The sequence below is a fragment of the Pseudomonas sp. Marseille-Q5117 genome, assembly GCF_946901175.1.
In the GTDB taxonomy this organism is placed as follows: Bacteria; Pseudomonadota; Gammaproteobacteria; order Pseudomonadales; family Pseudomonadaceae; genus Aquipseudomonas; species Aquipseudomonas iranensis.
This window is the reverse complement of record NZ_CAMPPP010000004.1, coordinates 174,040-193,560: the sequence shown is the minus strand read 5'-3', so window position 1 is coordinate 193,560 and position 19,521 is coordinate 174,040. Positions and strand designations below refer to the sequence as shown.

The 19,521-nt window shown below is 61.2% G+C and carries 14 protein-coding genes and 1 pseudogene; 5 read left to right on the top strand and 10 right to left on the bottom strand.

Annotation, left to right across the window (positions count from 1 at the left end; translation table 11 throughout):
- Positions 1-34: 34 nt before the first annotated feature.
- Positions 35-1,462: an arginine-ornithine antiporter gene (gene arcD, locus OC605_RS09345; protein ID WP_262136744.1), complete on the bottom strand. Its 1,428-nt coding sequence runs from the start codon at positions 1,460-1,462 to the stop codon at positions 35-37.
- A gap of 437 nt (positions 1,463-1,899) precedes the next feature.
- On the opposite strand from arcD (OC605_RS09345), the gene arcD (OC605_RS09340) reads away from it, so the two are divergent.
- Positions 1,900-3,327 carry an arginine-ornithine antiporter gene (arcD, locus tag OC605_RS09340; RefSeq protein WP_073472012.1) on the top strand — a complete coding sequence of 476 codons (1,428 nt, stop codon included), beginning with the start codon at positions 1,900-1,902 and terminating at the stop codon, positions 3,325-3,327.
- 194 nt (positions 3,328-3,521) lie between these two features.
- Here the strand turns inward: arcD (OC605_RS09340) and OC605_RS09335 are convergent, their stop codons facing one another.
- From OC605_RS09335 to gap, 9 genes and pseudogenes are all read right to left on the bottom strand, one after another.
- Entirely contained in the window at positions 3,522-4,871 is a 1,350-nt protein-coding gene (locus tag OC605_RS09335; protein WP_262136743.1) for a CoA transferase, read from the bottom strand.
- 185 nt (positions 4,872-5,056) lie between these two features.
- Complete coding sequence (locus OC605_RS28155; protein ID WP_371699605.1) at positions 5,057-5,812, bottom strand: methyl-accepting chemotaxis protein; 756 nt, start codon at positions 5,810-5,812, stop codon at positions 5,057-5,059.
- 102 nt (positions 5,813-5,914) lie between these two features.
- Positions 5,915-6,922, bottom strand: a pseudogene (locus OC605_RS28150) (HAMP domain-containing protein); the annotation flags it as partial.
- A 440-nt stretch (positions 6,923-7,362) separates the two neighbouring features.
- Positions 7,363-7,773 (bottom strand): YbaN family protein, encoded by a 411-nt coding sequence (locus OC605_RS09325; protein ID WP_186567664.1) that lies wholly within the window; start codon positions 7,771-7,773, stop codon positions 7,363-7,365.
- Between the two features lie 161 nt (positions 7,774-7,934).
- Positions 7,935-8,531 (bottom strand): biliverdin-producing heme oxygenase, encoded by a 597-nt coding sequence (locus OC605_RS09320; RefSeq protein ID WP_186567665.1) that lies wholly within the window; start codon positions 8,529-8,531, stop codon positions 7,935-7,937.
- A 108-nt stretch (positions 8,532-8,639) separates the two neighbouring features.
- Positions 8,640-11,225, bottom strand: a complete 2,586-nt coding sequence (locus OC605_RS09315) for a TonB-dependent receptor (RefSeq protein WP_262136741.1) — start codon at positions 11,223-11,225, stop codon at positions 8,640-8,642.
- A 122-nt stretch (positions 11,226-11,347) separates the two neighbouring features.
- Positions 11,348-12,313, bottom strand: coding sequence for a FecR family protein (locus OC605_RS09310; RefSeq protein WP_262136740.1), 966 nt, complete (start codon positions 12,311-12,313; stop codon positions 11,348-11,350).
- A 103-nt stretch (positions 12,314-12,416) separates the two neighbouring features.
- A complete protein-coding gene (locus tag OC605_RS09305; protein WP_262136739.1) occupies positions 12,417-12,944 on the bottom strand; it encodes an RNA polymerase sigma factor in 528 nt (175 codons plus the stop codon).
- Between the two features lie 200 nt (positions 12,945-13,144).
- The gene (gene gap / locus OC605_RS09300; protein ID WP_016773526.1) at positions 13,145-14,146 is read right to left on the bottom strand and encodes a type I glyceraldehyde-3-phosphate dehydrogenase; all 1,002 of its coding nucleotides are present in this window, start codon (positions 14,144-14,146) and stop codon (positions 13,145-13,147) included.
- Between the two features lie 220 nt (positions 14,147-14,366).
- Here gap and edd point away from each other — a divergent pair, with 220 nt between their 5' ends.
- From edd to OC605_RS09280, 4 genes are all read left to right on the top strand, one after another.
- Positions 14,367-16,193 (top strand): phosphogluconate dehydratase, encoded by a 1,827-nt coding sequence (edd, locus tag OC605_RS09295; protein ID WP_262136738.1) that lies wholly within the window; start codon positions 14,367-14,369, stop codon positions 16,191-16,193.
- Positions 16,190-17,149 carry a glucokinase gene (locus tag OC605_RS09290; protein WP_186567667.1) on the top strand — a complete coding sequence of 320 codons (960 nt, stop codon included), beginning with the start codon at positions 16,190-16,192 and terminating at the stop codon, positions 17,147-17,149. Before edd ends, OC605_RS09290 begins: the two co-directional genes overlap by 4 nt.
- Before the next feature lie 179 nt (positions 17,150-17,328).
- Positions 17,329-18,060: a response regulator gene (locus tag OC605_RS09285; RefSeq protein ID WP_039758123.1), complete on the top strand. Its 732-nt coding sequence runs from the start codon at positions 17,329-17,331 to the stop codon at positions 18,058-18,060.
- Complete coding sequence (locus OC605_RS09280) at positions 18,050-19,519, top strand: ATP-binding protein (protein ID WP_262136737.1); 1,470 nt, start codon at positions 18,050-18,052, stop codon at positions 19,517-19,519. Before OC605_RS09285 ends, OC605_RS09280 begins: the two co-directional genes overlap by 11 nt.
- The last annotated feature ends 2 nt before the right edge of the window (positions 19,520-19,521 follow it).

Here is a 19,521-nt window from a genome sequence, read left to right as displayed (position 1 = left end):
TCTGTGTTCCTCCAGATGACAATTCAATCAGGGGTTACAGCGTCAGGAAGCCATCGTAGAGACCGTAGGCCGCCACCACGGCGCCCACGACCACTGCGGCGAAAATCAGCTTCTCGACGTTGGTGAAAACCGGTTGTTTGAGTTCCAGCTTGGCCTTGGCGAACAGGATCGCGCCAGGCGCATAGAGCAAGGCCGACAGCAGCAGGTACTTGACCCCGCCGGCGTACAACAACCACACCGCATAGATCAGGGCGATACCGCCGATGATCAGATCCTTGCGCCGCTCGGCGGCAAAGCCTTCGTAGCTCTCGCTGCGCACCGCCAGCAGCAGGGCATAGGCCGCCGACCACAGGTACGGCACCAGAATCATCGAGGTGGCGAGGTAGATCAGTGACAGGTAAGTGCTGGCCGAGAACAAAGTGATGATCAGGAACACCTGCACCATCGCGTTGGTCAGCCACAGCGCGTTGACCGGCACATGGTTGGCGTTTTCCTTGCGCAGGAACTCCGGCATGGTGTGGTCTTTGGCGGCGGCGAACATGATCTCCGCACACAGCAGCACCCACGACAGCAGCGCGCCGAGCAGCGAGATGATCAAGCCGACGCTGATCAGCACCGCACCCCAGTGACCGACCACATGCTCAAGCACGGCGGCCATCGACGGGTTCTGCAGTTTCGCCAGTTCCGGCTGGGTCATGATGCCCAGCGACAGCACATTCACCAGCACCAGAAACAGCAGCACGGTGATGAAGCCGATCACGGTGGCCTTGCCGACGTCCGAGCGTTTCTCGGCGCGGGCAGAGAAGATGCTCGCGCCTTCGATGCCGATGAACACCCAGACGGTGACCAGCATCATGTTGCGCACCTGGTTCATCACACTGCCCAGATCAGGGTTTTTCACGCCCCAGATGTCGGCGGTGAAGATGTCCAGTCTGAACGCGAAGACTGCGATCAACACGAACAGCAGCAGCGGCACGACCTTGGCGACGGTGGTCACCAGGTTGATGAACGCCGCTTCCTTGATCCCCCGCAGCACGAGGAAATGCACGCCCCACAGCAGCAAGGACGCGCCGATCACCGCCGCCGGGGTATTGCCTTCGCCGAAGATCGGAAAGAAATAGCCGAGGGTGCTGAACAGCAGAACGAAGTAGCCGACGTTGCCCAGCCAGGCGCTGATCCAGTAGCCCCAGGCCGATGAGAAACCCATGTAGTCGCCGAATCCGGCCTTGGCGTAGGCGTAGACACCGCCGTCCAGGTCAGGCTTGCGATTGGCGAGGGTCTGAAAGACGAAAGCGAGGGTGAGCATGCCGACTGCGGTGATGGCCCAGCCGATCAGCACTGCACCGACGTCGGCGCTGGCGGCCATGTTTTGTGGCAACGAAAATATCCCGCCTCCGATCATTGAACCGACTACCAGTGCAACCAGTGCACCGAGTCTTAGTTTTCCGGGCGCTTCAGACATTTGCATGACTCCATTGCAGGAAAGGAGAGCTCACAGCCTAGTACTGTTGTCTGTTCGGACAGCTGACATGGATCAGTGCATGGTCACATTCCATTGTTAATGAATGACTTGTGCGCCCGTTGCGGGCATAACGCTGTAGTCTCAAAGTCCCATTCCAGAGCCATTTCGCTGAAACAATCGGGAATAGCTATTAATGCTTTCGAACTATGACGCTAGTTGCTTTTCAGCGATTGGCAAATGTCGGTCATCTGTTTTCAGCACAGAATCGAATAATCAAGATCGGCGCACAAAACTGACTTAATGTGCTACGCCTTATCGTGGTCGGCTATATATAACGCTGCGAGATTCGGCATTACCTGATAAACGTCATCTACCCTTAGGCTTTTAGTCGGGTGTTGTTACAAATAAACAACAACGACTCTTGCAAGGAGATCTGCATGTCGCAACCGACGCAAAAGCTGCGCCTTGGTGCGTTGATCGCGCTGGTGGTGGGGTCGATGATCGGCGGGGGGATTTTCTCCTTGCCGCAAAACATGGCGGCGCGCGCCGATGCCGGGGCGATCCTGATCGGCTGGGGCATCACCGCGATCGGCATGCTGACGCTGGCCTTCGTCTTTCAGACCCTGGCCAATCGCAAGCCGGAGCTGGACTCGGGCGTCTACGCCTACGCCAAGGCCGGGTTTGGCGACTACATGGGATTTTCATCAGCGTGGGGTTACTGGATCAGTGCCTGGCTGGGCAACGTCGGCTATTTTGTCTTGCTGTTCAGCACCCTTGGCTATTTCTTCCCGGTGTTCGGTCAGGGCAACACGCCGATCGCCATCGGCTGCGCTTCGGTACTGTTGTGGGCGGTGCATTTTCTGGTGATGCGCGGGATCAAGGAGGCGGCGCTGATCAACCAGCTGACCACCGTGGCCAAGGTCGTGCCGCTGATCATGTTCATCGTCATCGCTGCGGTGGCATTCAAGGCTGACATCTTCACCCGCGACATCTGGGGCCGCAGCAACCCGAACTTCGGCGGGGTGATGGACCAGGTGCGCAACATGATGCTGGTCACCGTGTTCGTCTTCATCGGCATCGAAGGCGCCAGCGTCTATTCGGCTCGCGCAGAAAAACGCAGCGACGTCGGCCGCGCCACGGTGATCGGGTTTCTCGGCGTGCTGGCGCTGCTGGTACTGGTCAACGTGCTGTCGCTGGGGATCATGAGCCAGCCGGAACTGGCCAATCTGCAGAATCCTTCGCTGGCAGCGGTGCTCGAGCACATCGTCGGGCCGTGGGGCGCATTGCTGATCAGCGTCGGGTTGGCGATTTCCTTGCTCGGTGCTTTGTTGTCCTGGGCCTTGCTCTGCGCGGAAATCCTTTTCGCCACGGCCAAGGACAAGACCATGCCGGCGTTCCTCAAGAAGGAAAACAACAATCACGTGCCGGTCAACGCGCTGTGGCTGACCAATGTGATGATCCAGATTTTCCTGCTGATCACGCTTTTTTCGGCAGGCACTTACACCAGTCTGATTTACCTGGCGTCGTCGATGATTCTGGTGCCGTACCTGTGGTCAGCGGCCTACGCGGTACTGCTCAGCGGGCGCGGCGAAACCTACGAGCACGCGTCGGCCGAGCGCACCAAGGATCTGCTGATTGGCGGCATCGCCCTGGTTTACGCGGTGTGGCTGTTGTACGCCGGTGGGGTGAAATATCTGCTGCTGTCGGCGCTGCTGTATGCGCCGGGGGTGATTCTGTTTGCCAAGGCCAAGCGTGAACAGGGGCAACCGGTTTTCACTACGGTGGAAAAGGGGATTTTTGCTTGCGTGGTGATCGGTGCGGGGCTGGCGGCGTATGGGTTGTATAGCGGGGTATTGTCGTTGTGATCTGAAAAGCAGCCCCTCACCCTAGCCCTCTCCCAGAGGGAGAGGGGACCGACCGAGGTGTCTGGCGCTATACATCGACCTGAGCGATCGAGTCGATTATGGATTCGACAAAAATCTTTCACGTCGGCGTAACTCTCCAGTATCCCCCAATCAGTCCCCTCTCCCTCTGGGAGAGGGCTAGGGTGAGGGGCTTCTCATGGCCAACAGGGAGGATGCGAGCCCAACTCCGTCGCCGGCCAATTCCACTGCACCGCCGTCCCGCTGATCTGCACCGGCACGCGCAACCTTCGCGCCGGCCCCCACGCGGTGTGTTCAATCGCCGGATCCTGATCCAGTGCATCTTCGGCCCGCAGCAGGTCATGCGTCCCCGGGCCATGCTCGACCAACAGCTTCGCCGTACGCGCCAGCGACAACCGCGCCGAACCTCCGCAACCGTTGGCCAGTCGTTCAGTCAGCAGCCTTATCGCGCTCGCCGCCAGCAGATACCCGGTTGCATGATCCAGCGCCTGCACCGGCAGCGGCGTCGGTTTATCGCTGTGCTTCCAATGCTGTCCGGCCTCGGCGATGCCGCTGCTCATCTGCACCAGGCTGTCGAAGCCCCGGCGGTTCTGCCAGGGGCCGCTCCAGCCGTAGGCATTGAGGCAGACGTCGATCAGCCCCGGTGCCAGTTGCCTTCGACGTTCAATACCAAACCCCAGATGTTCCAGCGCATCGGCGCGGTAGCCGTGCAGCAAAATGTCGGCGTCTTGCAATAAACCTTCGAACACTGCGCGATCCGCTGGCACTTGCAGATCCAGTCGCGCACAGCGTTTGCCCACGGTCATTTCCGGAACCACGCCGGGTTCGTTCCAGCTCGGTGAATCGATGCGCAAGACGTTGGCGCCGAGCCCGGCGAGAAAGCGGCTGGCGGTGGGGCCGGCGAGGACGCGGGTCAGATCGAGCACTTTGATCCCGGCCAGAGGCCGTGCGATCGAGCCTTGCCATGGGCTGCGGTTCTCGTCCGTCTGCTCGATGAATTGCACCAGCGCTTCGGCATTCACCGCCAGCCCTTGCGGATGCTGCTGCCACTGCGCCCAACTGCGCATTTCGGCGGCGCAGCCGTTGGCGTCGACCACTGCTTGTTCCAGATCCGCACTGTCCCATTGCGCGACTTTCGCCGCCATTGCGGCACGATCGGCGCAGGCGCCGAGCACGCGTTCAGCGGCGGCGCGGTGATGCGGGGCATTGGTGTGCAGACGGATCCAGCCGTCCCGGGTCGCATAGTCGCCGGCGATCGCATCCCATAACGGCGGCACCTGCCAGCCGATCGGGCGCAGCGAGGTGGAGAACCACAACGAGGCCAGACGGCGGTCGACTGCAACCGCAGGCAAGTGCCCGGTTTGCTGGTGAAGCAATTCGCTGAGCGCTTGCCCGGCAGCGGCGATGCTGGCGCAGGCCAGCTCGGTCACGGCGAAGGCCGAGGGCAGCGCGCCGTCACCGATGAAGGGGATTGGCGTGCGAGGCAGGTCGAGTGCGGTTTGGATGGACGTGAGCAGATCAGTCATCGAAGGCCCTCCGGAACGAGAGGGCGATGATAGTGCAAAACATAATCGGGCTGGATTGAGGATCGTTCCCACGCTCCGCGTGGGAATGCCGCCCGGGACGCTCTGCGTCCCAATCGAAAGCTGGAACGCGGAGCGTCCCTTGATGCATTCCCACGCGGAGCGTGGGAACGATCGATGCTGGATTGTTACACGCGAAACTGATCCATCAATTTCATCTGCTGGCTCGCCAGGCTGTTGAGCTGGCTGCTGATCGCTGCCGATTCGGTAGCCTGTTCGGTCAGGGTTTCGGTGACGGTGCGGATCGCCGAGACGTTGCGGTTGACCTCTTCGGCCACGGCGCTCTGTTCTTCGGCGGCACTGGCGATCTGCAGGTTCATGTCGCTGATCACCGTCACCGCATCGCTGATCTTGCCCAGCGCATCGACCGCCTGACGAATCTGCCCGGCGTTGTTATGCGCCTGGGTCTGGCTCGAGTGCATGGTCGCGACCACGCCACGGGTGCCGGTCTGGATGCGCTCGATGACGATGCGGATTTCTTCCACCGAATCCTGCGTGCGCTTGGCCAGGTTGCGCACCTCGTCGGCGACCACGGCAAAACCGCGACCGCTTTCGCCGGCGCGGGCGGCTTCGATGGCGGCATTGAGGGCCAGCAGGTTGGTTTGTTCGGCGATGCTGCGGATTACTTCCAGCACCGAACCGATCTGCTCGCTGTTCACTGCCAGCGCTTCGACTTCGGTCACTGCTTTGCTGACCTCATCGGCCAGCTGATTGATGTCGCGGGTGCTGCGCTCGATGATCGCCATGCCATCCTTCGCCGACTGATCGGCACCCTTGGCCGCGTTTGCCGCGTTCGAGGCACTGTTGGCGACGTCGTGGGCAGTGGCGCTCATTTCGTTGGAGGCGGTGGCGACCTGATCGATCTCGCGGAATTGCACCTGCATGCCTTCGCTGGTCTGGCGGGCAATTTCCGATGACTGATCAGCCGTGCCACGTGCTTCGGTGATGCTCTGTTTGATCTGCGCGATGGTCGGCTGAAGCTTGTCGAGGAAGCGGTTGACCCAGTTCACCAGTTCGCCCAGTTCATCTTTCTTGCTGTAGTTCAGGCGCTGGGTCAGATCGCCTTCGCCGCTGGCGATGTTCTTCAACATGTCGGCGACGCTGTTGATCGGACGGGTGACGCCGGAGGCGGTGAGCCAGATCAGCAGCAGGCCGACCAGACCGGCCACGCCCGCCACCAGCAGGGCAGTGATCACGCCGGTGTGTTGCGCGTCATCGAGTACCGCTTGCAGCTTTACCGAATCGGCCAGCAGCACTTGCTCCGGCAGGTCGATGACCACGCCCCAGGCGCGCGAATTGCCGATCGGGTCGACCGGGTAAATCGCGCGAATCAGCTCGCCCTGTTCGAGGATTTTCGCCGTACCGCTGCCGACCAGTTGCAATACATCTTGGCCGTCAGCGCCGAGGGTATCGCTGATTTTTTTGCCGACCCGCGTCGCGTCAGCACTGTCGGCCGCCAGCACACCGCTGCCGGAGACGATCAGCATGTGCCCGGCGTTGTTGAACAGGCTGCGCTGCGAGTCGACGGCGGCGGCTTGCAGGGCGTCGAGCGCGATGTCGACACCGACCACGCCGATCGCTTTGCCATCCACCAGCAGCGGCACGGAAATGGTCGTCATGAGCATTTCCTTGCCACCGACGGTGTCGGCATACGGGTCGAGCAGGCAGGTGCGTTTGTTGTCGCGAGGGCAGGTGTACCAACTGTTGTACGGCGTACCGCTGACGCTGAGGGTGGTTTTGGTCAGGTCGTCTTCGACCATGATCGTATTCAGCGCGGCGCCGGCGGCACGGCTCCAGTACGAGGCGAAGCGCCCGGCTTCGTTGGACTGCCGCGCGGCATCGTTGGCGAATTCGCTGTCCTTGCCGTCGAGGCCGTTGGGTTCGAAGGCGAGCCAGATGCCAAGGACTTTATCGTTGCGCTCGAAAGCGGTTTTCAGACTCTGGTTCAACTCTTCCCGAACGGCGCCGGCTTCGAGTGAACGCTTGGCGGCCATCGTCCGCAGATCCTTGATCTGATCGGCGAGGGCGGTGACCACGAGCAGGCTTTCACCAAAGGTTTTCTGCACCCGCACCGCCTGTTCGGCGGCCTTGGCCTGCAGCAGGTTCTGCACGCTGGCGGTGAGCAACTGGTTGCTGGATTGACTGACCAGCGCGTCGTTCTGGTTGGTCTGGTAGATGTTCATGCTGACAATCAGCGCCACCACACCGAGCAGGCACAGGCCGGAGAGCAGGACAATTTTCAGTCGAATGGAAAGGGCGTCGAACATGGGCGATCTCGCGAATGGAATAAACAGGTGGCTGGGCCGGAAGCCCGGTTTGCCAAGTCCATTCAGCGCCATTCAATCCTCATCGGCGTCGAGCGAAACGGCATGAGGCGCTTGCCGACGGACGGTCGCTGCTAAACGTTTGCGCAGGGGAAAGTGCTGAAAAGGCTTTAATTACAGGGATGTTTCACTACCGCGACGGGCGTCTCCGGGCGCGACCAGATCCACAGGTTGCCCATGGCCATGCCGGCAATCGCCAGATAGATCGGCCAGCCGTGATCGAGCATCACCAGCATCAACGTCGCACACAGCAGCATGCTGACGGTGGCACTGAGCTTGGCCTTGCGCGCGATGATCCTGCCGTTGCGCCAGTTACTGAGGATCGGCCCGAACAGGCGATGATTTTCCAGCCAGGCACTCAAGCGCGGCGAACTGCGGGTCGCGGCCCACGCGGCAAGGAGGATGAACTCGGTGGTCGGCAGGCCGGGCACGGCAATGGCAATCAGGCCGATGCCAAGGCTGACATAGGCCAGCAGGCCGAACAGCAGACGGGCGAGTTTTGATGGGGCGGGTGCGGGCATGGCTCAGCGGCGGCTTCTGAAGCGGAACGGGGATCTTACAGATTTGTGGTGAGCCCTGTGGGAGCGAGCCTGCTCGCGAAAGCGGTTGATCAGGCACATTGATGTTGAATGTGCTGCCGTCTTCGCGAGCAGGCTCGCTCCCACAAGGGATAAGAGTTGCTTCAGGCTACTTCGGCTTCTATGGCATAAGCCCGTTCCAGCAGCACGGTAAAGCGATTGAACGCATCCAGTGCACCTTGCTCAACTTCCGCTTCTTCCTCTGCCGTGAACGGCAACGCATCGAGGGTGCGCACAAAGCTTTTCCAGCCCTCGGCGCGGCCACCTTGCGGTTCAGCCAGATGCCGGGCACCGAAGCTTTCGCTCAGCTCCAGTGCCACCGCGCGCTTGATCAGGAACGCCGCGCCGAGCTTGGAACCCTCGGAAACAAAGATCCAGCCCAGCGCTCGCGCCTTGCTCGGGTTTTTCAGCGCGCCGGCCACCGGCGCCGGGACTTCGGTGTCGAGGTCGGCGAGGTCAGCCTTGGCGGCTTCGGCGCGGCAACGGGCTGGAAGATCCGGGACGATCGCGGTCAGTTCGGCATCGTTGTACAGCTCGACCAGTTCCGCCTGGAACAGGTATTGCGCGACGACGAAACGGGCGAAGCTGGCGCGGGTTTCGAATGGTGCGTGGGCTTTGACCAGCGCATCGAGTTTGCTGTGCGGCTCATGGGTGATCTGGTTCAGGCGTTGTGAACGCAGGGCTTTTTCCGGGGCGGTCATGGGGTGTCCTTGATAAATGAGGCGCTTGATAACAAGACGTACGGGCAGGTGCCGGACAGTAAAAAAACCTCACTGCGTGGCGCGAACGCACGCAGTGAGCCGGGCCGATCAGATGTCCCAGATCAGGTTGATCGCGAAGTTGCGTCCCGGTTGGGTCAGCCGATCGAGGTTGGCCGGTTGCGTCACCGAGGCTTCGCCGACGCTGTCGTAACCGCGCACGTCATCCCACAGCCAGTATTTCTTGTCGGTCAGGTTGTAGACGCCGCCGCTGACGGTGACGTCGTCGGTCACCTTGTAATAGCCGGCCAGATCGAGAATGCCGAAGCCCGGGGTCTTGAACTGACTGCTGACGCCGTCCGGCGACTTGAAGTTGCTGTCGTCGACGCGGTCCTTTTTCTTCACCACGGTCCAGCTCAGCAGGCCGCCATAGTTGTCCTGGTCGTAACCGAGGCCGAATACGCCGGTGAGCGGATTGACACTGTTGATCGGCTCGCCGCTGTCGTTGTTGCGCCCGTAGGCGTAGGCGATCGAGCCTTGGGTATACAGGCCTTGCGGCGCGCCGAACGCGTCCAGATTCAAGCGACCTTTGACTTCTGCGCCCTTGATGGTGGCGCGCTTGATGTTGTTGCTCTGGAAGGTCAACTCATCGTCGCCCGGCTTGACCGCATCCTCGTTGATGAAGTCGCGGTACTTGTTATAGAACACCGCGACGTCGAACGAGCCCTGCTCGAAATTCCCGCGCAGGCCGGTTTCGAAACCTTTGCTTTTTTCCGGCTCAAGGTCGGAGTTGGGCGCCACGGTGTAGCCGGTGGTGTTGTTCTCGAAACGCCCGTACAGCGATTTTGCCGTGGGCGTGCGGAAGCCTTCGGCGTACTGGCCGTACCAGGTGTAGTTGTCCGTCAGTGCATAGGTCAGGCCGAATTTTGGCGAGACTTTGTGCCAGGTCTTGTTCTTGTCGCTGACCGTGCCCTGGCCGTCGGCGTTCACGGTGTTGAGGAATTCCTCGGTGATGTGCGGCTTGAGCTGGGTGTAGTCGTAGCGCAGGCCCGGCAGGAAGGTCCAGTCGTTCCAGCTGATCTGATCCTGGGCGAACAGGCTGTAGGTGTTGATGGTCGGATCGGGGAAATCAGAGGCCTTGGCCAGCACGTCCGCCGCACTGGTCGCGCCAATCGCCGTGCAGCCGCGACCGACGGCCAGGCATGTGCCGTCGCCGCTGCGTGAGCCGGTGACTTTCTGCTGTTTGATCGTGGTGCCGTAAGTCAGCAGGTGATCGGTGTCACCGATGGCGAAGGCCTTGTCCAGTTGCGCATCGAACACCCACTGTTTTTCTTCGTAGATCGTGTCGCGGGTACGCAGCACTTTACGAGTGATCGGGTAGTACAACTCTTCGGTGCTCTGGTCGGTCTTGGCGATCTGGTGATTGAGGCTCCACTTGACGTTATCGACCAGCAGGCTGTCGAGGGCGAACGAGTGTTCGATACCGAAACGCTCGCGGGTGATGGTGTCGTTGCCGGTGCGCCACTGGTACATGCCGCCGGGCAGGACGCTGCTCGGAATGGTCGGCGCGCCGTTGAAATACGGGCCGCCGTAGGCACTTTTCTGGTCGGTGTCGCGATCGTCCTTGTACTTTTCGTAGGTCAGGCCCAGGCGCGAATCGTCGTTGTAGTTCCAGCCGAGCTTGGCCAGGACGTTGCTCGCGCGCACGTCTTCCGGATTGGCGGCGGTGCGCGCAAGGCCGGTGCCGTTGTTGCCGCCGAAGGACTCGGTGTCGTGTCCGTCGCGCTGGCTGTAATGCAGCAGACCGTCGAACTCACCGCTGCGCCCGGCGACGGTGGCCGATTTCAGCCAGCTGTCGTCTGCGGAGCTGTAACCGCTTTTCAAGCGTGCGCCGACATCCTTGCCCGGTTTGATGATGTCGTCGGCGTCCAGCGTGTAATAGCTGACCGCGCCACCAATGGCGTTACTGCCGTACAGCACCGACGCCGGGCCACGGAGGATTTCCACGCGTTTGACGATTTCCGGGTCGACGTAGTTGCGCTGGCTCTTGGCGTAGGGGCCGTTGAAGAAGCCGTTGGGGATTTCCACGCCATCGACCTGGGTCAGGATGCGGTCGCCATCGATACCGCGAATGTTGTAGCCGCTGATGCCGCCACGCTGACCGGCACCGCCAACGGAAACGCCCGGCTCGTAGCGCACCAGATCCTTGATGGTGTTGACGTTGTTGCGGTCAAGCGCTTGGCGATCATGCACGCTGACGGTCGAGGGCACGCTATTGACCAACTGTTCCTGGCGAGTGGCGCTGATGGTCACCTGATCGAGATTGAGCGTGCCGCTGCTGTTGCGTTTTTCCAGCACGACATTGTTGTTGCTCAGCTTGCGAAAGCTCAGGTTGGTCCCCACCAACAGGCGCTCGAGGGCTTTCTCCGGCGGCAGCGAACCGCGCACGCCCGGCGACGAGACGTTCTGTCCCAACTCGGCCGGCAGGCCGACCTGCCAACCGGTCACGGCGGTAAAGGCATTCAATGCCGAAACCAGTGGTTGCTGGCCGATGGCGAAGGCGTAATCGCCCATGTTGCGCGCCGGTTGTTCGGTGGCCGCCAGCAGCGGTGCGGTGCCAGCCATGAGGATGGCCGCAGTCAGCAGCGACAGTACGCGGGAAGGGGAAGCAGTCTGGCGGGTAAGGCGTGAGGACATCGATAGCGCTCCGTGTCGCACGAATCTTTATAGGTGCTGATCGGCATGGTTAGATGCGAATCAATTGCATTGGCTATAACGAGACGTACTGACATTGGCTATCGAGTAAAAATAATTCTCATTCAGTTCAGAATCACCAGCGCAGGGAATTCCTGCAGGCGTGCCGAGGTGATGTGGGCGAGGGAGCGGACCACGTCGAGCGGCTGGTCGAGACGGTAATTGCCGGTGACGGCGACGTCGGCCAATTGCTCGTTGTTGTTGATGATCCAGCCCGGATAGTAGCGGCGCAGCTCGGCCAGCACCTGATTCAGCGGGCAGTTCTCGAACACCAGACGGCCTTCAACCCAGGCCAGATCGGCATTGGCGTCGAGCTTGGCCGGGCGATCAAATCCGTTGGGGCCGATGCGAATGCTTTCCCCGGCACGCAGGCGCACCCGGGCATCGTTGTGGGTGGCGCGCAGATCGACATCGCCGCGCTGCACGTTCACTTGAGCGACCCCGTCGAGGTAGCGCACGGCAAATGCGGTGTCGTGCACGCTTGCCTGCACCGGGCCTGCGTCGATCTCCAGCGGCTGATTGCGCCCGCTGGCGATCTCGAAAAACGCCTCGCCCTGAAACAGCCGGGCCACGCGCTGTTGATCGTTGATGGTGCTGGAAAACGCCGAGTTGGTATTGAGCAGGACCTTCGAGCCGTCCTCCAGTTGCAGCCGCTGACGCTCGCCGACCACGGTGAGGTGATCCGCTTGAATGCGCATCGGCAGGTTGCTGAAACTGAACAGCCCGAGGATCAGCACCGCAGCGGTAGCCAGCGGTTTCCAATGCGGGCGCAAGCGTTTGAGAAAAGTGATTTTTACCGGTTTTGCCGCCAGAGCTTCGGCGCACAGCGCGACTTGCGGGCCATCCCAGATCGCCTGGGCCTTGGCGAACGCCTCGGCATTCAACGGATCAGCCGCCAGCCAGGCATGAAATTGCCGGGTCTGTTCCTCATCCGGGCTGCCGAGCACGATGAGCCAGTCCAGCGCCTGGTCCATTGCAGCTGCAGCGTCCCGCGCCGAATCGGGCGAAGGCGAGCGGTGGGTGTCCTTCACGGTGTTTCCTCGGGGCTTCTGGCTAGAAGCAGTTTCTAGCTTCAAGCTGCAGGCTGCAAGCCGGATGCAATACTGCTTTTTGTTTTAACTTGTAGCTTGCAGCTCAAAACTTGCCGCTGCCGTTATGTCGTTCGGCAACGCCGATGCAGATCGACATGATCAGTTTCAGTTCCTTCTGCACGGTGCTCAGCGAAACATCAAGTTCATCAGCGATTTCCTGATAGCTGTGCCCGTGCAAACGGCTGAGGATGAAGATCTGCTGCTGGCGCGGGCTGAGTTGGCTGAGGCTCACGTTCAAACGCTCCAGCAATTGTTCGGCATGGGCGGCGTCTTCAGCGCTGCTGGCGGGCGCGGCGATGCTCTGCACGACATCTTGCGGCACGTCGTCGACGATCGTCCGCGCATGAATCTTGCGCGCACGCAAATGATCCAGCGCCAGATTGCGCGCGGTCTGGAAGACAAAGGGTTCAAGGTGATCGATGGCCCGTTCGCTCAACGCCCGGGTCACGCGCAGGTAGGTCTCCTGCAACAGGTCTTCAGCGGTGCTGTGATTGTTGACCATCCGTTCCAGCGTGCGCAGCAGGGAAGTGCGCTGGGCGAGGAAGACGTGGTTGAAGCGCGATTGACTCACGGGAGGACCTGATCCATTTCGAGCGAATGATAATGCTTATCATCCAGCTGAATGGTCAAGTGCTGATTTCATCGACTGCCATGCATGTCGCTGTGGGAGCGAGCCTGCTCGCGAAGGCGTCGTGTCAGTCAGCTCCCATATCGACTGACAGAAAGCTTTCGCGAGCAGGCTCGCTCCCACAGGGATTGGGCTAGCCGCAATTACTCGGCGTTACACAATGCCAGGCAGTTATCCAGCATGCGGTTGGAGAAGCCCCATTCGTTGTCGTACCAGGCCAGCACTTTCAGCAACTTGCCGCTGACTTTGGTGTGGTTGGCGTCGAAGATCGACGACAGCGGGTTGTGGTTGAAGTCGCTGGAAACCAGCGGCAAGGTGTTGTAACCGAGAATCTTCGAATGCTGGCTGGCCGCTTTCAGCAGGGCGTTGACTTCGTCGGCACTGGCTTCTTTCTTCAGTTGCACGGTGAGGTCGACCAGCGACACGTTGATCACCGGTACGCGCACAGCCATGCCGGTCAGTTTGCCCGCCAGTTCCGGCAGCACCAGGCCTACCGCTTCGGCTGCGCCGGTCTTGCTCGGGATCATGTTCTGCGTGGCCGAGCGGGCACGGTACGGGTCGCTGTGATAGACGTCGGTGAGGTTCTGGTCGTTGGTGTAGGCGTGGATGGTGGTCATCAGGCCGCTTTCGATGCCCAACTCGCGATGCAGCACCTGCGCCACTGGCGCGAGGCAGTTGGTGGTGCACGAAGCGTTGGAAATGATCTGGTGCGACTGACGCAGAATGTCGTGGTTGACGCCATAAACGACGGTGGCGTCGGCGCCTTTGGCCGGGGCAGAAATGATCACCTTGCGGGCGCCGGCGCTGATATGCGCGGCGGCTTTGGCACGGTCGGTGAACAGACCGGTGCATTCGAACACTACGTCGATTTTTTCAGCGGCCCACGGCAGGTCGGCCGGGTTGCGAATGGCGCTGACCGCGATGCGGTCGCCATTGACCGTCAGGCTTTCGTTATCGTGCGCCACTTCGGCGTCGAAAGTGCCGTGGACGGTGTCGTATTTGAGCAGATGGGCATTGATCGAACTGTCACCCAGATCGTTGATCGCGACGATCTGCAGGTCTTGACGATAGCCTTGGGTATACAGTGCGCGCAGGACATTACGGCCGATGCGGCCAAAACCATTGATTGCGATTCGAAGAGTCATGGAACAGCGCCGCCGTCGTTTTGTTGTTGGAATTACAAGATTATTCGCATAAAAATAGAAAACAAGCCTTTTTAGTGGCAATATTTTGTTTTATCTACAACGAGTGACCTGAATCAACTGGTCCGAATGGTCAAAAAAGCCGTCTGTCATTCCAACAACAACGGCGTTTGATCAGCATAGACAATCAGGTCGCCACATCCGTTAGCCTGGAGTTCTACACATGCATCCCCGCGTTCTTGAGGTCACCGAACGGCTTATCGCCCGCAGCCGCGCCACGCGTCAGGCTTACCTTGCATTGATTCGCGGCGCCGCCACCGACGGCCCGATGCGCGGCAAGCTGCAATGCGCCAACTTCGCCCACGGCGTGGCCGGTTGCGGCACTGAAGACAAGCACAGCCTGCGGATGATGAACTCGGCGAACATCGCCATTGTGTCTTCGTATAACGACATGCTTTCGGCGCACCAGCCGTACGAAGTCTTTCCACAACAGATCAAGAACGCCCTGCGCGAAATCGGCTCGGTCGGCCAGTTCGCCGGCGGCACTCCGGCGATGTGCGATGGCGTGACCCAGGGCGAGCCGGGCATGGAACTGAGCCTGCCGAGCCGCGAAGTGATCGCCATGTCGACCGCCGTGGCGCTGTCGCACAACATGTTTGACGGCGCGCTGATGCTCGGCATCTGCGACAAGATCGTCCCGGGCCTGATGATGGGTTCGCTGCGCTTCGGCCATTTGCCGACGATCTTCGTCCCGGGCGGGCCGATGGTTTCGGGGATTTCCAACAAGGAAAAAGCCGACGTCCGCCAGAAGTACGCCGAAGGCAAGTCCACCCGCGAAGAGCTGCTGGAATCGGAGATGAAGTCCTACCACAGCCCGGGCACCTGCACCTTCTACGGCACCGCCAACACCAACCAGTTGCTGATGGAAGTCATGGGCCTGCACCTGCCGGGCGCCTCTTTTGTCAACCCGAACACGCCGCTGCGCGACGCGCTGACCCGCGAAGCCGCGCATCAGGTCACGCGCCTGACCAAGCAGAACGGCAACTTCATGCCGATCGGCGAAATCGTCGACGAGAAAGCGCTGGTCAACTCCATCGTTGCCCTGCACGCCACCGGCGGCTCGACCAACCACACCCTGCACATGCCGGCCATCGCCATGGCCGCTGGCATTCAACTGACTTGGCAGGACATGGCCGACCTCTCCGAAGTCGTGCCGACCTTGAGCCACGTCTATCCGAACGGCAAAGCCGACATCAACCACTTCCAGGCAGCGGGCGGCATGTCGTTCCTGATCCGCGAACTGCTCGGCGCCGGCCTGCTGCATGAAGACGTCAACACTGTGCTCGGTCATGGCCTGAGCCAGTACACCAAAGAGCCGTTCCTCGATAACGGCGAGCTGGTCTGGCGCGAAGGCCCGACCGACAGCCTCGACGAAAACATCCTGCGTCCGGTGTCCCGTGCGTTCTCGCAAGAGGGCGGCTTGCGGGTGATGGAAGGCAACCTCGGTCGCGGGGTGATGAAGGTTTCTGCCGTTGCGCTGGAGAACCAGATCGTCGAAGCACCGGCGATGGTGTTCCAGGATCAACAAGACCTGGCGGACGCATTCAAGGCCGGTCTGCTGGAGAAGGATTTTGTCGCCGTGATGCGCTTCCAGGGCCCGCGTTCCAACGGCATGCCCGAGCTGCACAAGATGACGCCGTTCCTTGGCGTGTTGCAGGATCGCGGCTTCAAAGTGGCATTGGTGACTGACGGGCGCATGTCCGGCGCGTCGGGGAAAATCCCCGCAGCGATTCACGTCAGCCCGGAAGCTTATGTCGGTGGCGCTTTGGCGCGCGTGCAAGAGGGCGATATCATCCGCGTCGATGGCGTCAAAGGCACCTTGGAACTGAAGGTCGACGCCGCCGAATTTGCAGCGCGCGAACCCGCCAAAGGCCTGTTGGGCAACAACATTGGCAGCGGCCGCGAGCTGTTTGGCTTCATGCGCATGGCCTTCAGCTCGGCGGAGCAGGGCGCCAGCGCCTTCACTTCTGCCCTGGAGACGCTTAATTGAAACTGGCTTTGGTCGGTGACATCGGAGGCACCAACGCGCGGTTCGCGTTGTGGCAAAACCAGCAACTGCAATCGGTTCAGGTGCTGGCCACGGCCGACTTTGCCAGTCCGGAAGAGGCAATCGCTCTGTACCTGAGCGGGCTCGGTCTGGCGCCGGGCTCGATCGGCTCGGTGTGCCTGTCGGTGGCAGGTCCGGTGAGTGGCGATGAATTCAAGTTCACCAACAATCACTGGCGGCTCAGCCGCAGCGCGTTCTGCAAGACCTTGCAGGTCGAGCAGTTGTTGCTGACCAACGACTTCTCGGCGATGGCGCTGGGCATGACCCGCTTGCAGCCCGGCGAATTCCGCGTGGTTTGCGAAGGTACGCCGGAGCCTCTGCGTCCGGCAGTGGTGATCGGCCCGGGCACTGGCCTGGGTGTCGGCACCTTGCTCGATCTCGGCGAAGGACGCTTTGCCGCGTTGCCGGGCGAGGGCGGCCACGTCGATCTGCCGCTGAGCAGCCCGCGTGAAACGCAACTGTGGCAGCACATCTACAACGAGATCGGCCATGTCAGCGCGGAAACCGCGTTGAGCGGCGGCGGCCTGCCTCGACTGTACCGGGCGATCTGCGCGGTGGATGGCCATGAGCCAAAGCTGGAGACGCCGGAAGCGATCACCGCCGCTGGCCTTGCCGGTGATCCGATTGCTTTGGAAGTGCTCGAGCAGTTCTGCTGCTGGCTCGGCCGCGTTGCCGGCAACAACGTGCTCACCACCGGCGCGCGCGGCGGGGTGTTCATCGTTGGCGGGGTAATTCCACGCTTCGCCGATTTCTTCCTCGCCAGCGGCTTCGCCCGCTGCTTCGCCGACAAAGGCTGCATGAGCGATTACTTCAAAGGCATCCCGGTGTGGCTGGTGACCGCGCCGTATTCCGGCCTGGTCGGCGCCGGCGTGGCGCTGGATCAAGCAACTCGACCCTGAAATGCAATCGCCCATGTGGGAGCGAGCCTGCTCGCGAAAGCGGTGTATCAGTCAGCAAATGCGTTGAAGGTAAACCCGATTCGCGAGCAGGCTCGCTCCCACAGTGGTTTTGTGGTGTTTGTAAAATCAGCGCTTAAGGCATAATCCGCCCCAACTCCAACAACAAGGATGCCTTCGAAGTGAGCTCAGTCAACAAGTCGATATTGTTGGTCGATGACGACCAGGAAATACGCGAGTTGCTGGAAACCTACCTGACCCGCGCCGGGTTTCAGGTGCGGGCCACCGCCGATGGTGCCGGTTTTCGTCAGGCGCTCAATGAGGCGCCGAGCGACCTGGTGATCCTCGATGTCATGCTGCCCGACGAAGACGGGTTCAGCCTGTGCCGCTGGGTGCGCCAGCATCCGCGTCAGGCGCAGGTGCCGATCATCATGCTGACCGCCAGTTCCGACGAAGCCGACCGGGTGATCGGTCTGGAACTCGGCGCCGACGACTACCTCGGCAAACCGTTCAGCCCGCGCGAACTGCAAGCGCGGATCAAGGCCCTGCTGCGTCGCGCGCAATTCGCCCACGAACGCAGCGGTAGCGAAGTGCTGGCCTTCGACGACTGGCGCCTGGACACAGTCAGTCATCGGCTGTTCCACACCGACGGCGAGGAAGTGATTCTTTCCGGCGCCGATTTCGCCCTGCTGAAACTGTTCCTCGATCATCCGCAGCAAATCCTCGACCGCGACACCATCGGCAACGCCACCCGTGGCCGCGATCTGATGCCGCTCGATCGCATTGTCGACATGGCCGTCAGCCGTTTGCGCCAACGCCTGCGCGACACCGAAAAACCGCCACGGCTGATCCGCACTGTGCGTGGCAGCGGTTATCAGTTGGCAGCCAATGTGGTTGCCGGCAATGCTCACTGAGGCGCTGGGCAAATTCGCCAGTCGCATACCGGTGCCGCGCTCACTGCTCGGGCGGATGCTGCTGCTGACTCTGCTGGCGGTGCTGTTCGCGCAGACGCTGTCGAGCGTGATCTGGGTATCGCAGTTGCGCGCCACTCAACTCGAAGGGCTGGTCACCAGCGCCCGCAGCCTGGCGCATTCGATGACTGCCAGCGTCAGCTATTTCCGTTCCTTGCCAGTGGCCTATCGACCGCTGGTGCTCGATCAATTGCGCAGCATGGGCGGCACCCGGTTTGTAGTGACGCTCAATGACAAACCGCTGGGCATGGACGTGCTGCCGGTGACGCCGCGCAAGGCTGCGGTGATGCAGGCGGTGGACGAAGTGCTGCGTCAGTCTCTGGGCCATGACACGGATATTTCGGTGACCTTCGTCAGCCCCGAAGACCTGCGGATTTTCAACGCCGGGCTGAAACTTGATGAATTGCCGCGCTCCTGGGCGCATTACGCGCTGACCCTGGAGCCGGTGAATCCGCCGGTACTGGTCACGCAGATTCAAATGGCCCCGGGCGAATGGCTGTACATCGCCTCGTTGCTGCCCGAGCCGTACACCAGTCTCGAAGAGCAAGGCCTGCCGGCGCAGCAGGTGTGGTTTATCGTCCTCACCAGCGGCTTCTTGCTGTTGTTCATCGGCCTGCTGGTGCACTGGCAGAGTCGGCCGCTCAAGCGTCTGGCGCGGGCAGCGCGGGATCTGTCGCTGGGCGCGGATGTCGAGCCGGTGGCGGAGGGCGGTGGCAGTGAAGTGGTCGAAGTCGGCCGCGCGTTCAACACCATGCGCGAACGCATCAGCCGCTACCTGACCGAACGCAGCCAGTTGTTCAGCGCGATTTCCCATGACCTGCGCACGCCAATCACCCGCCTGCGCTTGCGCGTCGAACTGCTCGAAGACGAACAGCTGCAAGCCAAATTCGGCCGCGATCTGGATGAGCTGGAGCTGCTGGTCAAAGGCGCACTGCAATGCGTCAAGGACACCGACATCCACGAGAACATCGAGCCGGTGGATCTCAATCATGTCCTCGATTGCCTGGTCGAGCCGTATCTGGCGCCGAACGGCAATGGCCGCGTCACCCAGCATGGGCGCGCGCTGTCGGCGTATCCGGGCAAACCACTGGCGCTCAAGCGCTGCATCGGCAACCTGATCGACAACGCCTTGAAGTACGGGCAGAACGCGCATCTGCACATCGATGACGATGACAGCGCCTTTGTCTTGCACGTCGACGATGAAGGCCCGGGTGTGCCGCAGCAGCGGCTGGAGCAAGTATTCGAACCGCACTTCCGTTTGGCGGGACAGCAGCAGGGTTATGGGTTGGGCCTGGGCATTGCGCGCAACATTGCCCATAGCCATGGCGGCGAGGTTACGTTGCAGAATCTGAGTGAGGGCGGGTTGCGGGTGACGTTGCAGTTGCCTCGGTCTGTGGATTAGCC

Excerpts from the sequence above, each read along its gene's own strand:
- OC605_RS09280 (WP_262136737.1), top strand. The coding sequence starts at position 18,050 with ATGCTCACTGAGGCGCTGGGCAAATTCGCCAGTCGCATACCGGTGCCG.
- OC605_RS09315 (WP_262136741.1), bottom strand. The coding sequence starts at position 11,225 with ATGTCCTCACGCCTTACCCGCCAGACTGCTTCCCCTTCCCGCGTACTG.
- OC605_RS09335 (WP_262136743.1), bottom strand. The coding sequence starts at position 4,871 with ATGACTGATCTGCTCACGTCCATCCAAACCGCACTCGACCTGCCTCGC.
- OC605_RS28155 (WP_371699605.1), bottom strand. The coding sequence starts at position 5,812 with ATGCAGGTGCAATTCCGCGAGATCGATCAGGTCGCCACCGCCTCCAAC.
- arcD (WP_262136744.1), bottom strand. The coding sequence starts at position 1,462 with ATGTCTGAAGCGCCCGGAAAACTAAGACTCGGTGCACTGGTTGCACTG.
- OC605_RS09320 (WP_186567665.1), bottom strand. The coding sequence starts at position 8,531 with ATGACCGCCCCGGAAAAAGCCCTGCGTTCACAACGCCTGAACCAGATC.
- OC605_RS09325 (WP_186567664.1), bottom strand. The coding sequence starts at position 7,773 with ATGCCCGCACCCGCCCCATCAAAACTCGCCCGTCTGCTGTTCGGCCTG.
- gap (WP_016773526.1), bottom strand. The coding sequence starts at position 14,146 with ATGACTCTTCGAATCGCAATCAATGGTTTTGGCCGCATCGGCCGTAAT.
- edd (WP_262136738.1), top strand. The coding sequence starts at position 14,367 with ATGCATCCCCGCGTTCTTGAGGTCACCGAACGGCTTATCGCCCGCAGC.
- arcD (WP_073472012.1), top strand. The coding sequence starts at position 1,900 with ATGTCGCAACCGACGCAAAAGCTGCGCCTTGGTGCGTTGATCGCGCTG.